Genomic DNA, 13,673 nt, shown 5'->3' on the forward strand with positions numbered 1-13,673 from the left:
CGCGGCCCCCGGACTGCTCACGCCCGCGCGCCCGCCTAAAAATGTATGAGAAAGTGCCCGTCATGACGCCCTTTGACGTCGTGCGCGTCCGGCTATGCACGTATACTTGAGGCAGTCGGCAGGGGACGGCCTGTGAAAGGACGCCCCACGAGAGAGGGGGCAAGATGCCGTCACGGGCACTTCATGGCGTGAACCTCACGGGCTGGCTCACGCTTGAGCCATGGGTGACGCCGAGCCTCTTCGCCGACTCCGGCGCCCTCGACGAGGACGCTCTCATCGCCTCCATCGGCAGTCGTCGCTACCATGAGCTGGTGCGCGCGCATCGTGCGAGCTTTCTGGGCCAGGATGACTTCACGCGCATCGCCGGCCGTGGCTTCAACGCCGTGCGCCTTGCCGTGCCGTGGTACGTCTTTGGCGCCGTGGGCCCCCACACCGGCCCCTATCTGGGCTGCCTTGACTACGTTGACCAGGCGTTTGACTGGGCCGAGGAGATAGACCTCAAGATCGTGCTCGTGCTCGCCATCACCCCCGGTGCCCCCGCGCCTGACGTGCCTCTCGTCCGTAACCATGACGACTTCCAGCACTATCGCGACGACATGCTCGTGGTCGTGGGCGCCCTCGCCAAGCGTTATGCCTATCGCATGGCCTTCGCCGGCATCGAGCCGGCCGACGACGTCATCGCCCAGGTGCGCAGGGGCCTCTCGCTCACGGACGGCGTGCCGCTGCACGTCATGCGCAACTACTACCGCGACGCCTACGAGACCATCCGGGCCAACGCCCCCGACGCCACCATCATCCTTCCGGACGCCGGCCAGCCGGGCGCCTGGCGGCACTTCATGGCGCCGAGGCGCTACCACGACGTCTGGCTGGACTGCCATCTCTACCACTACCTGGACAGGGCCGGCGGCTCGGGTCCCACGGGCATCCGCCGCCTCTCGGACGCCTCCAGAAGGTCGCTCGCGCTCGCACGGAAGAGCGGCCTTCCCGTCATAGTGGGCAAGTGGTCCGCGTCCCTGCCGTTCTCTGACTCCTCCACCACGCCCGAGGGTCGCATCGCCCTCGAGCGCGTCTTCGTCTCGGAGCAGATCGGCGCCTTCGAGGACTGCCCCGCGTGGTTCTTCAACACCTGGAAGACCGAGGGGCGTCTGACGAGCTGGGACGCGCGTGCGGCCCTTTCGTCCTTTGAGCGGGCGATGCTCTCGTGAGCCCTGTCGCCCAGGCCCCGGACGCCCGTCTTGGCGTGCTCTCGATGGTGGGGACGCCCATCGGCAACCTGGAGGACGTCTCGCCCCGGGTCAGAAGGACCCTGGGCGAGGCCCAGATCGTCCTGTGCGAGGACACGCGGGTCACGGCCAGGCTGCTCACCTGTCTGGGCCTCAAGGCGCAGCTCGTGCGCGCGGACGAGAACACCCTTGAGGAGCGCGTCGGCCTCGTGCTCGAGCGCGTCGCGGCGGGATGCCGGGTGGCGTTCGTCTCGGACGCCGGGATGCCGGGCGTCTCCGACCCGGGCCAGCGCCTGGTGGACGCCGTCCTCGACGCCGGCCTTCCCGTGGAGGTCATCCCCGGACCCTCGGCCGTCACCTGCGCCCTCGTGGCCTCGGGGCTGCCCATGGACCACTTCTTCTTCGAGGGGTTCCTCCCGCGCAAGCAGGGCGCCCTCAAGGCCCGTCTGACCGAGCTCGCCACGATTCCCGGCGCCCTCGTGGTGTACGAGTCGCCCCGGCGGGTGAGTGCCACACTCTGTGCCATCGCGCAGCTGCTCCCCCAGCGAAGGGTCGCCCTCGTCCGCGAGCTCACCAAGCTCCACGAGGAGTGCGCCCGGGGCCTGGCCCCCGAGCTCGCCGCCGGCATCGCCGAGCGCCCGACGCTGCGCGGGGAGTGCGTCATCGTGATCGCCGGCCCCAGCCCGGACGAGCTTTCCGCCCGTCGCGCGGCGGCACGCCAGGAGGCGCTTCCCCTTGAGGAGGCGCTGCGGGCGGGCGTCGCGGCCGGCGAGCCCAAGAGCTCCCTGGCGCGGCGCCTGGCGAAGACCTACGGCATGTCGCGCGGCGCTGCCTACGACCTGGTGATCGCCGCCACGTCAAAACGTTGAGCCCGCGTTGCGTCGGCCTTCGCCCCCCTTGTCATCATCCCCCCGACAGCGAGGAGACGTCATGCTCGTGAACGACAAGATCTGGATGGCCCAGGGCGAGGACCCCTGCTTCCTTCTGCTTGGCCAGGCAAACCGGCACGGCCTCATCGCCGGCGCCTCGGGCACGGGCAAGACCGTGACCCTCAAGGTCATGGCCGAGGGCTTCTCGCAGGCGGGGGTTCCCGTCTTCATGGCTGACGTCAAGGGCGACGTCACCGGCATGGCCGAGGCCGGCTGGATGACCGACTTCATCCGGAAGCGCTGCCAGGACACCTTCAGGCTCGAGCCCGACCAGGTGAGCTTCGTGGGCTGCCCCGTGCGCGTGTGGGACATGCTGGGCGACGCGGGCCTGCCCGTGCGCATCACGATCAGCGATATGGGGCCCGTGCTCCTGAGTCGCCTGCTGGGTCTCACGGACGTGCAGGAGGGCGTCCTCAACATCGTGTTTAGGGTGGCGGACGACAACGGCCTGCTGCTCATAGACCTCAAGGACCTGCGCTCCATGCTCGCGTACGTGAGCGAGCACGCCAAGGAGTACCAGACCACCTATGGCAACGTGTCCGCCGCCACCGTCGGCGCCATCCAACGCGCGCTCATGGTCGTCGAGGACCAGGGCGGCGACGTCTTCTTTGGCGAGCCAAATCTGGATCTGGCCGATTGGTTCTGCCGCGCTTCCGACGGGCGCGGCTATGTGAACGTCCTCAACGCCGCCAGGCTCATCCAGACGCCGCAGATCTATGCCATGTTCCTGCTCTGGATGCTCTCGTCCCTCTTTGACACCCTGCCCGAGGTGGGCGACCCCGACAAGCCCGCGTTCGTTTTCTTCTTTGACGAGGCGCACCTGCTCTTTGACGGCATGCCCAAGGCGCTCCAAGACAAGCTCGTGCAGGTCGTCAAGCTCATCCGCTCCAAGGGCGTGGGCGTGTACTTCATCACGCAGAGCCCGTCGGACATCCCCGACGAGGTGCTGGCGCAGCTTTCCAACCGCGTGCAGCACGGCCTGCGCGCCTATACGCCCGCCGAGCAGCGGGCGGTCAGGGCGGCGGCCGAGAGCTTCCGCGCCAACCCCGCCTTCGACAGCGTGCAGGCGCTTCAGGAGGTCGGCACCGGCGAGGCGCTCGTCTCGTTCTTGGACGAGGAGGGCGCCCCCTGCGTCGTGCAGAGGGCCAAGGTCCTCTTTCCCCAGTGCTCCATGGCGGCCGCCTCGGACGCCATGATGCTGCAGGTGCAGGAGGCCCAGGCCGACCTCATGGGCAAGTACGGCGACGCCGTGGACCGTCAGAGCGCCTTCGAGCAGATTCAGGACCAGAAGGCCAACGACGAGGCGAGCGCCCGGCTTGCGGCCGAGCGCGAGGCCCTCGAGAGGGAGAAGGCCGAGTTCGAGGCCAAGCGTCAGGCCGAGGCCGACGCCGCCGCCAAGCAGAGGGAGAAGGACGACGCCAAGGCCGCCGCAGCCGCCCAGAGGGAGCTGGAGCGTCAACGGCGTCAGGCTGAGCGCGACGCCCAGGCCGCCCTCAAGCGCCAGCAGCGTGAGGCGGAGCGCGTCGCCCGCGAGGAGGCGCGCCGCCGCGAGCAGCTAAGCAAGCAGGCACAGCGCGTCGTCGGCTCCCTTTTGGGCACCTTTGGGCGCGAGGCCACGCGCCAACTCACCCGCGGCCTGTTTGGGGCCCTCAGGCGATAGCCCGTCTCGCCCAAGGAGCCCAGGGAGGCGCCTTCCGCGCGCAACGGCCTTGGCCTGATCCTTGCGGGTGACCATGGGCGCGTCGTTTTCGCGGGCCTCTCGTCCTGGTGCCGCCGCGTCCTGGTGACGTCGTGGGAGAGACGCCCGCGCCCCATAACGCCCGCCCTGCGTGCCGTGAGGTAGAATGAACAATCGTGCGACGTCCCGCCGCCGGGATGCCGTCGGCACTCGGCCGCCCCCTTCCTCACACCAGGAGCGCAAAACCATGGCACAGCCCATCGACCACAGCAAGAGGCCCTTCTTCATCACCACGCCCATCTACTACGTCAACGCCAGGCCCCACCTTGGCACGGCGTACTCCACGATCCTCGCCGACGTCCAGGCTCGCTATCGCATGTCCATGGGCTATGACGTCAAGTTCCTCACGGGCATGGACGAACATGGCCAGAAGGTCGAGGAGGCGGCCCGCGAGCACGGCATGAGCCCGCAGGAGTGGTGCGACAGCCAGGCCCCCCTCTTCAAGGAGCTCTGGCATACGCTCGAGGTCTCCAACGACGACTTCATCCGCACCACCGAGCCGCGCCAGGTGCGCGCCGTCCAGTACCTCTGGGAGCGCATGAGGGAGTCGGGCTACATCTACAAGGGCTCCTACGACGGCTGGTACTGCGTGCCCGAGGAGACCTACTTCACCGAGAACCAGGTGCGCAAGGCCGACGAGGGGCGCCACAGCGAGGGGGAGCACCTCTGTCCCGACTGCGGGCGGCCCCTGGAGCGCGTCCAGGAGGAGTCGTGGTTCTTCAAGCTCTCCGCCTTCCAGGACCGCCTCCTCGCCCTCTATGACGAGCGGCCCGACTTCGTGATGCCCTCCTTCCGCATGAGGGAGGTCCGCACCTTCGTCGAGGGCGGGCTCCAGGACCTCTCCGTGAGCCGCACGAGCTTCGACTGGGGCATCAGGCTTCCCTTTGACGAGAGGCACGTGACCTACGTGTGGTTTGACGCGCTCCTCAACTACCTGACGGCCGTCGGCTACGGCCAGGAGGGCCAGGAAGCGAATCGCGAGCTCGCCTACCGCTGGCCGGCGCAGTTCCACGTGGTGGGCAAGGACATCATCCGCTTCCACTGCGTCATCTGGCCCGCCATGCTCATGGCCATAGGCGAGGCCCTGCCCGAGCACGTCTTTGCCCACGGCTTCCTCATGGTCAGGAACGACGAGACGGGCCAGGGCGAGAAGATGAGCAAGTCGCGCGGCAACGCCATCGCCCCCCAGGAGGTCATCGACCTTTTGGGCGTGGAGGGCTATCGCTACTACTTCATGACCGACGTCGTGCCCGGCGAGGACGGCGCCATCAGCTTCGCGCGCATGGAGCAGGTCTACAACGCCGACCTCGCCAACAGCTGGGGCAACCTCGTGAGCCGTGCCCTCAACATGAGCGCCAAGTACTTCGACGGCTCCACGCCCGCCTTCGACGAGGGCTGGGCCGCGCGCGAGAGTCCCCTGCGCGCCGTGGCCGAGGGCATCGCCGAGCGCTACTGCGCCCACATGGACAAGATCGAGTACGTGGCGGCGAGGAACGTCATCATGGAGCTCGTCCACGCGGCCAACCACTACGTGGAGGACTCCGCGCCGTGGACCGTCGCCAAGGATCCCGCCCGCGCGTGCGAGCTCGCGGACATCATCTGCAATCTGCTGGAGTCCATCCGCATCTGCGCCCACCTGCTCATGCCCTTCATGCCCCAGACCTCGGCGGAGGTGCTGGGCCGCATGGGGCTTGCCGACGAGGCCGCCACCACGGACCTTCGCGCCGCCTGCGCCTGGGGGCAGATCAAGGGCGGCGTGGGCGTCACCAAGGGCAGCGCCCTCTTCCCGCGCCTGGCGGGCAGGGACTAGGCATGGCGTACTCGCGTCTGGCCAGCAGGGAGCAGGCCATCGCGACGCTTCGTCGCCACGGGCTGTACGCCAAGCATCGGCTGGGTCAGAACTTTCTGGTGAACGACGAGGTCATCGGAAAGATCCTGGACCTCGCCCAGCTGGGGGGCGAGGAGTGCGTTCTTGAGGTGGGGCCGGGCATCGGCACGCTCACGCTGGGACTGTTGCCCCGGGCGGGGAGGGTCATCGCCATCGAGGCGGACCGCGCGCTCGAGCCGGCGCTCGGCGAGCTTGCCGACGAGGCGCCGGGCCGGCTCGACCTCGTGTGGGGAGACGCCCTGGCCCAGGTGCCCGACGGCGTTCTGGCGCGCCTCGGCGAGGACGAAGCGCCCCACGCCCTCGTGGCCAACCTGCCCTATCAGGTTGCGGCCACGCTCGTGCTCCAGGTGCTCCAGACCCTTCCCAGCGTCCGGCGGCTCGTGGTGATGGTGCAGGCCGAGGTCGCCGACCGTATGGCGGCGCGCCCCGGCGGCAGGGCCTACGGCGCCTACACGGCGAAGCTTGCGCTCTTTGGGCGGGTCACCGGGCGCTTCGAGGTGGGGCCGGGCAACTTCATGCCGCCTCCGCACGTTGACTCCGCCGTGCTGCGCATAGACCGACGTCCCGCCCGCGATCCGGCCTCGGGCGCGTGCCTTGCGAACGAGCGGGTCTTGGCGGTGACGCGCGTCATCAACGCCGCCTTCGCCCAGCGACGCAAGACCATCAGGAACAACCTGGTGGCGGGGGGCTACGACCCCGCCCGCGTCAGCGAGTCCCTTGAGCGCGCGGCCATTCTGCCCGCCGCGCGCGCGGAGACCCTCGCGCCCGAGGACTTCGTTCGTCTTGCTGCCGCATTGGACCGCCGATGAAGGGTTGGTGAGCCATGTCACGTCTCGCCCTTACCGATGCCAAGGGAAGGCCCGTCGAGACCCCCCGTCCCCTGGCCCCCCTTGCCGACACTCACGGCCACATAAACTGCCTTCGTGACCATGACGCCGCGGAGGCCCTGACTAGGGCCGCCCTGGCGGGGGTCCGCCTCCTCGTGGTGCCCCTCGATGCCGTGGAGGACGTCGGCGGCCCCTGGCCCACGGCCTCTGACCTGCTCACGTGGCTGGACGACCAGGTCGAGCGTGCGCGGGAGCTGCTGGACGCCCGTGCGCGGGAGGGCGTCGTCCCCCCAGCGGCTGACGGCTGGGATGCGCCGGATCTTCTGGACAACGTGCGCATCGTCGCGGGCGTGCATCCCTATGGGGCGGACCGGCTCGACGCCGCGCGACTCGCGACCTTGGACGAGCTGCTGGCGAGCCCCCGCGCCGTGGGCGTGGGAGAGATCGGCCTTGATTTGGGACCCTACGGCGAGCTTCCTCTGGCGCTGCAGGAAGAGGCCTTTCGCCGCCAGCTGCGCCTGGCCCATGAGCGCGGGCTTCCCGTGGAGCTCCACATCAGGGACGGACAAGACGACACGCGCGCCCATGATTTGGCGGCGCGGGTGCTCATGGAGGAGGGCGTCCCCGCCGCCGGCTGCGACCTGCATTGCTTCACGCAGGGGTCCGAGGTCATGGAGCCCTTCGTTCGACTCGGCTGTTACGTGGCCTTTGGCGGGGCGGCAACGTTCAGGCGCTCGGACGACGTTCGCGCGGCGCTCGCCGCCTGTCCCGAGGAGCTTCTCATCACCGAGACCGACTGCCCCTACATGGCGCCCGTGCCTCTGCGCGGCCAGGAGTGCGAGCCTGCCATGGTTGCGTTCACGGCGGCGCTCGCGGCGCAGGTGCGCGCCGAGTGCTGCGGCGTCCCGCCAAAGCAGACCTATGCGGCGCTCTGGCGCAACGCCTGCGCGCTCTTTGGGCTTGACGCGCCCGCGCGCTGACGCGTGACGCCAGCCGGGCGCGAGCCTGCGGCACGTCAGGCGCCAGCCGCACCCCCTAGCCTGGGGATGCCGGGGATGTCGGGTGACCTTCGGCATCGTGGCCGGGGGAGGTGGCGCCGTGCTTCTGGACCCTTCGGGCGACACGCCGGGCGGGCGGCTCGCGTCCGTGCTCGCCGAGCTGCTGTGGCCCACGCGCTGCGTGGGCTGCGACCGCCCCGGGGAGCTGCTCTGCGCCGACTGCCGCCGCTCTCTCGCCTGGATCGACCAGCGATGGGCCTGCCCGGGCTGCGGCGCGCCCTTCGGTCATATCACCTGCACCGAATGCGACCACGACTGGGCGAGTCGCGCCACCGTCTGCGCCGTGCGCTTCGGGGGGCTGCCCGCCCGCCTCGTCACGATCTTCAAGGACCACCACGAGCGGAGGCTGGCCCGGGTGCTGGCGGCCGCCATGGTCGTCTCCCTTGACGAGGCGTCCGCGTGGCCCTCATGGTCGGGGACGCCCCGCTTTGACGTCGCCGAGACAGACGCCGTGTGCTTCGTGCCCGCCACGGGCGCCGCGTTTGCGCGACGCGGCTTTGACCACATGGAGCTTGTGGCGCGTGAGCTGTGCCGTCAGACGGGCCTGCCCCTGGCCGACGTCCTGGTGCGCGACAGCGCCCGCGACCAGCGTTCGCTCGGCCGCAGGCAGCGCGCCGCCAACCTTGAGGGCAGCGTGCGCGCCCTGGATGACCTGGACGGGCTCAGGCTCCTGCTTGTGGACGACGTGATCACAACCGGGGCGAGCATGCGTGCCGCGACCCGGGCGCTGCTCGCCCGCGGGGCCGCGTCGGTGACCTGCTGCGCGTTTGCCCGCGTTTGACGCATCCCCCTCCGACCTGCCGTCTGCAAACGGCATGGTTCGTGCGCGTCGCGCAAAGCTGGTATAATTACAAGGCCTTACTCAGGTCTGTGGTTGCGGGAGAGAGGCGCGCACGACCGCGTCCTCGCTCCCTAGTCCATGGCAGACGAGGCCAAAAGGATCCACGTAAGCCGGGCGTGAGCGTTCCGGCGAGCATGGCTCGTCCTAGGGGTAAGCCGCACCGCCCGACACCTTCGGGGCATGGGGCCCCGCGGGCGAGAGGACCTACGGTGGGGGGCCGCAGCCCCGAAGCCAGAGTCCCGGTGCGCGAGTGTGGGGCCAAATACCAGGTCAGCTGAGTAAGGCGTCGGGACGGCACATCTGACACGGGGGATACGATGACAGCACGCAGCAGGACCGCGGCAATCGCAGGGGCGATGGCGCTCGCCATGAGCCTCGGCCTGACCGGATGCGACCTTCCCGACCTTTCCGCGGCTCAGGACGTCGCCGGCTTGGTCCTCTCTGAGGTCGCCAAGGTCCCCGGGGCCGTCATGTCCCTGCTGCCCGGATCGTCGCCCGACGCGGGCACGTCCTCTCGGCCGCAGGTCGAGCAGACGGTTCCCGACAGCGCGCTGGTCACGCCCGGCACGCTGACGGTGGGCGTCAACCTGCACGGCACCATGGTGCCGCTGTGCTATCAGGCCGACGGCGCGGTGGCCGGTCTGGACGTGGACCTTGCCTCAGCCCTGGCGGACCAGATGGGCCTCAAGGTCAAGTTCGTCGACGTGAGCGACCCCGCCAGCTCCCTGGGCACGGTATGCGACGTGGTCATGGGACAGCAGGCAAGCGACCAGGGCGTCTACACGCTCGTGGGTGCCTATGCCGAGACCGCCTCCGCCTTCTTCCACAAGGGTTCCATGGGCGTCGCCCGGGTCGAGGACCTCTCGTCCAAGAAGATCGGCATGCAGGCGGGGTCGGTCTCGTCGTCGGCGCTCGCCGCCACGGGGCTCAACGTGACGGTCAAGGACGGCTACGCCAACCTCAACGACGCCTTCGCGGCGCTGGATCGCGGCGAGGTCGATTACGTGCTCTGCGAGGCGTACTCGGGCGCCTATCTCGCGCGCGGCTACGGTGACGTCTCGTTTGCCGGGACGCTTGCCGCGCCCGTCGCGGAGGGCATGGCCTGCGCCAGCTCAAACGCCGAGCTCCAGACGGCCCTCGGCGCCGCGCTCGACACCATTCAGGGCAACGGCATCTATGACCTCACGCGCGCGCGGTGGATGGGCGACTTTGCGAAGCTGACGCCCGGCGATGCCGTCAAGGACGTTCCCGCCAAGCAGCCGGACGCCGTCACGGAGAGCGAGTCGGCCTCGGCGGCGCAGGCCGCCACGACCAACATGGCCTCCGCCGCCCTGACGGGCACCCCCACGGCGGGAGCCAACGCCGTGTCCCTCTCCGACTAGCCGTTGCGACCCATCTAGGCGCAGCTCGCCTCCCTCGCTCGGGGACGGCCCGCCGCCGCCCCGCCGCCGGGCGCCTGCGCAAGAAACCAGCTCACGCGGTTTGGGTAAGAGGAAGGTACGGGCGCTCCCTGCCAGTTCAAACGCACACGAGGAGGTACCGATGGTTGACATCAAGATCTCGGGACGCAAGGTCTCCGTCTCTGACGGCATGCGCGAGCGCGTCAACGCCAAGGTCGGAGATGCGCTCAAGGTCTTTGACATCAGCCCCATGAGCTGCGACGTGGTTTTGCGCGTGGGGAAGAACCGCTCCAACCCCGACCGCGCGTCCTGCGAGGTCACGGTGTTCGTGCGCGACACGGTCGTGCGCGTGGAGGCGAGCCACGCCGACATGTACGTCGCCATCGACGAGGCGGCCGACAAGGTCACCAGGCAGTTGCGCAAGTACAAGACGCGCGTCGTCGATCGCAGGCAGCGCAAGGCGGCCGAGTCCATTCGCACCGCCATGGGGTCGCCTGCCGACCTGGGCAGCCTCATCGAGCCCACCAAGGCCGAGCTGGAGGAGGACGCCCAGCTCGTGCGTGAGAAGCTGATCGACCTGCGTCCCATGACCGAGGAGGAGGCGCTCGTCCAGACCGACCTTCTGGGCCATGACTTCTACGTCTTCGAGAATGCCGCCACGGGCCTCGTCAACGTCATCTACCATCGCGAGAACGGCGGATATGGCATCATCAAGCCCCGGGTCGACGTTCCCGACGAGGCCTAAGTCAGGAGAGTTTCCTATGTCCCAGGACGTCAGTCAGACGGACCAGAGCCGCGTGGCCCCCAGCGACAGGCAGCCTGCCGTGGCGGGCCACCGGCATCGTCACGCTCCCGCAGTGCGCATCATCGTGGACTCCTCGGCGGACTACGCCCCCGAGGTCGCCCGACGTCTTGGCGTCGAGGTCATCCCCTTTACCTACGTCACGCCCGAGGGCGAGAAGGTGGACGACCTCTGGACGACGGGCGACCCTCACGAGTTCTATGAGCGCATGCGACAGGATCCCAGCCTGCACTACAGCACCTGCGCCATCACTCCCGGCCGGTATCTCGAGGTCTTCCGTCGCGCCGCCCAGGAGGGCACGCCCAGCCTGTATCTGGGGCTCGCGGGCGGGCTCTCGTCGTCCATCGAGAACGCCCGTCAGGCCCAGGATCTCGTGAGGGAGGAGTTTCCCGACTTTGAGCTCTACGTCCTGGACAACGCCGTGGACTCCGCCTGCGGGGAGCTTCTTGCCATCGAGGTCTGCCGTCAGGCGTCGCTGGGCCTCACGGCGCGTGAGCTGTACGCCTGGGCGGCCGACGCCCGCTACTTCGTGCACGGCTACTTCACGCTCGACGGCTTTGAGACCCTTGCCGCGGGAGGCAGGATCCCGCCTGCGGCCGCCAACGTCGGCGGAAAGCTCGACATCAAGCCCGAGCTCTCGTTCGACCTCAACGGAGCGCTCACGCTCAGGGGCATGTGTCGCGGGCGCAAGAAGGCCCTGCGCGCGATCATCCAGGACTTTCGTGAGAACTACGCGCACGACCCGTCGCTGCCCCTTGCCATCGTGTCCACCGACGCCGAGAAGGACGCCGACTGGCTCGAGCGCGAGGTCCGCAAGGAGAAGGGCTGCGAGGACGTCACCATCATCAGGAGTCAGGTGTCGCCCACCTTGGGCAGCCACGTCGGCCCGGGGATGGTGGCCCTCACGTTCTGGGGCGTCGACCGTCGCGAGAAGCTCTCGCTGACCGACCGCATCACGCGCAAGGTGCGCAAGGCATCCCTGGGGGCGTGACGACGGCGGTTCTGCCCTCCGTCCCAGAGGCCGGCGCGGCGACGTCCGGCGACACACATGAAAGGTGGCTCCCATGCAGGGCACAACCATACGCACGGTCTCCTTCATAGGCACTGGCATCATGGGCGCCCCGATCGCGGCTCATCTGATGGACGCCGGCGTCGAGCTCACGGTACATAGCCGCACCAAGTCAAAGGCCGACCCTCTCGTCGCCCGCGGGGCGCGCTGGGCTGCCGACGTGGCCTCGGCCGCCCGGGACGCCGACGCCGTCTTCACCATGCTCGGCTATCCCGAGGAGGTCGAGGAGGTCTACCTCGCTCGGGACGGGCTCATCAGCAGCACCAGGCCCGGCGCCTGGATGGTGGACCTCACCACCAGCTCCCCCGAGCTTGCGCGTGACATTCACGACGCCGCGGAGGTCGCGGGCAGGCATGCCTTCGACTGTCCGGTCACGGGCGGCGAGCAAGGCGCCGTTGACGGGACCCTGACCCTCATGGCGGGCGTCTCCCCGCAGGAGGCGGCGGCGGTGCGCCCGCTGCTCGAGAGCTTCTCGGCGCACATCCACTATCTTGGCGGAGCCGGCAGGGGCCAGGCCGCCAAGCTGTGCAACCAGGTGTCCCTGGGCGCAGCCATGGTGGGCTATGCGGACGCCCTCGCCCTCGCTGAGCGCGAGGGTCTCGACAAGTCCCAGGTCATTGACATCGTCTCCCAGGGTATGGGAGGATCCACGGCGCTGCGCGCGCTGGCGCCCAAATCGGTCGCGGGCGACTACCGCCCCGGTTTCATGGTCGAGCACCTGCGCAAGGACCTGCGCCTCGCCCTGGCCGAGGCCGATGAGTTCGACGTCGCGTTTCCCAGCGTCCAGACCGCCGAGAGCCTCTACGACCTGCTCTGCAAGATCGGAGGAGCGCGGCTGGGGACGCAGGCCGTCACCCTGCTGTACGCCGATGACGCCACGGCTGCCGCCGCCGGGCTTGACTGGTCGGGCCTGGACGAGGAGGCCGAGGGCGAGCTCGATGACGCGGGTCACGGACATGCTGCCCACCAGGGCCATGAGGACGCGTGCGGCTGCGGCTGCGACGACGGCTGCGACTGCGGCCATGAGCACGAGCCACACGAGTCTCGTCATCAGTAAGACGACAACGACCGCGGCGCCGTCCTGGCGCCCGCACGCACGAAAGGAACCGTACGAGGCATGAACGAGAACAATCAGAGCTCCCTCGCAGTCCTCATAGACTACGAGAACCTTGCGCTTGGGACGGGTAAGCGCAAACGTAACGGCCACCAGGAGCCAGGGCCCCGTCCGGACGTCAAGCGCATCCTCGAGCGACTCGTCGACAAGGGCCGCATCGCGGCAAAGCGCGCCTATTGCGACTGGCAGCGCTTTGACGATGCCATCACCCCCCTGCACGAGCTGGGCATCGAGCTCATCGAGATTCCCGACCGCGCGTTCACGGGCAAGAACTCGGCGGACATCCGCCTGGCCGTGGACGCCGTCGAGATGTGCCTCACGAAGGAGCATATCGACACCTTTGCGATCCTCTCGGGCGACTCGGACTTCTCGCCCCTGGTGGCAAAGCTCAAGGAGTTCGGAAAGACCGTCATCGGCGTCGGCATGAAGGAGTCCACCAGCTCCCTGTTGGCCGAGGTCTGCGATGAGTTCCTCTTTTACGAGGACGTCGTGAGCACCAGCGGCATCCCGGACTACGCCCAGAAGGTCCCCAAGGAGAAGCACGGCTGCTACCAGCTGCTCTTTGAGACCATCGACGCACTTCAGGGCGAGAGCACGGACAGCGCCATCCTCGCCTCGCGGCTCAAGGACACCATGAAGCGCAAGCGCCCGCAGTTCTCGGAGCGCAGCTATGGGTATCGGTCGTTCTCGAACCTGCTGCGTGAGGCGTCAAAGCTCGGATTCATCGAGATCCACCAGGACCCTCGTTCGGGCACGGTCATGGTGGACGGTTTTAGCGAATAGG

General features: G+C 68.8%; 12 protein-coding genes. All 12 read left to right on the top strand.

Annotation, left to right across the window (positions count from 1 at the left end; translation table 11 throughout):
• The first annotated feature begins 164 nt into the window (after positions 1-164).
• The 12 genes from HMPREF2826_RS04445 to HMPREF2826_RS04500 all read left to right on the top strand — a co-directional run bounded on the left by HMPREF2826_RS04445 (position 165) and on the right by HMPREF2826_RS04500 (position 13,672).
• Entirely contained in the window at positions 165-1,205 is a 1,041-nt protein-coding gene (locus HMPREF2826_RS04445; protein ID WP_070639553.1) for a glycoside hydrolase family 5 protein, read from the top strand.
• Positions 1,202-2,092 carry a 16S rRNA (cytidine(1402)-2'-O)-methyltransferase gene (gene rsmI / locus HMPREF2826_RS04450; protein ID WP_371440569.1) on the top strand — a complete coding sequence of 297 codons (891 nt, stop codon included), beginning with the start codon at positions 1,202-1,204 and terminating at the stop codon, positions 2,090-2,092. The genes HMPREF2826_RS04445 and rsmI overlap by 4 nt, the downstream gene beginning before the upstream one ends.
• Positions 2,093-2,153: 61 nt before the next feature.
• Complete coding sequence (locus HMPREF2826_RS04455) at positions 2,154-3,812, top strand: helicase HerA-like domain-containing protein (RefSeq protein WP_070639555.1); 1,659 nt, start codon at positions 2,154-2,156, stop codon at positions 3,810-3,812.
• Between the two features lie 265 nt (positions 3,813-4,077).
• Positions 4,078-5,700, top strand: coding sequence for a methionine--tRNA ligase (gene metG / locus HMPREF2826_RS04460; protein WP_070639557.1), 1,623 nt, complete (start codon positions 4,078-4,080; stop codon positions 5,698-5,700).
• 2 nt (positions 5,701-5,702) lie between these two features.
• A complete protein-coding gene (gene rsmA, locus HMPREF2826_RS04465; protein ID WP_070639559.1) occupies positions 5,703-6,587 on the top strand; it encodes a 16S rRNA (adenine(1518)-N(6)/adenine(1519)-N(6))-dimethyltransferase RsmA in 885 nt (294 codons plus the stop codon).
• A 14-nt stretch (positions 6,588-6,601) separates the two neighbouring features.
• Positions 6,602-7,585: a TatD family hydrolase gene (locus HMPREF2826_RS04470; protein WP_070639561.1), complete on the top strand. Its 984-nt coding sequence runs from the start codon at positions 6,602-6,604 to the stop codon at positions 7,583-7,585.
• Positions 7,586-7,703: 118 nt separating this feature from the next.
• A complete protein-coding gene (locus tag HMPREF2826_RS04475) occupies positions 7,704-8,444 on the top strand; it encodes a ComF family protein (RefSeq protein WP_246824686.1) in 741 nt (246 codons plus the stop codon).
• Between the two features lie 377 nt (positions 8,445-8,821).
• A complete protein-coding gene (locus HMPREF2826_RS04480; protein ID WP_083307257.1) occupies positions 8,822-9,886 on the top strand; it encodes a substrate-binding periplasmic protein in 1,065 nt (354 codons plus the stop codon).
• Positions 9,887-10,046: 160 nt separating this feature from the next.
• Positions 10,047-10,649: a ribosome hibernation-promoting factor, HPF/YfiA family gene (gene hpf / locus HMPREF2826_RS04485; RefSeq protein ID WP_070639568.1), complete on the top strand. Its 603-nt coding sequence runs from the start codon at positions 10,047-10,049 to the stop codon at positions 10,647-10,649.
• A 16-nt stretch (positions 10,650-10,665) separates the two neighbouring features.
• Positions 10,666-11,697 (top strand): DegV family protein, encoded by a 1,032-nt coding sequence (locus HMPREF2826_RS04490; RefSeq protein WP_070639569.1) that lies wholly within the window; start codon positions 10,666-10,668, stop codon positions 11,695-11,697.
• A 73-nt stretch (positions 11,698-11,770) separates the two neighbouring features.
• Positions 11,771-12,832, top strand: a complete 1,062-nt coding sequence (locus tag HMPREF2826_RS04495) for an NAD(P)-dependent oxidoreductase (RefSeq protein WP_070639570.1) — start codon at positions 11,771-11,773, stop codon at positions 12,830-12,832.
• Between the two features lie 60 nt (positions 12,833-12,892).
• Positions 12,893-13,672 carry an NYN domain-containing protein gene (locus tag HMPREF2826_RS04500; protein WP_058270025.1) on the top strand — a complete coding sequence of 260 codons (780 nt, stop codon included), beginning with the start codon at positions 12,893-12,895 and terminating at the stop codon, positions 13,670-13,672.
• Position 13,673 lies beyond the last annotated feature (1 nt).

The organism is Olsenella sp. HMSC062G07 (assembly GCF_001811895.1).
GTDB lineage: Bacteria > Actinomycetota > Coriobacteriia > Coriobacteriales > Atopobiaceae > Olsenella_F > Olsenella_F massiliensis.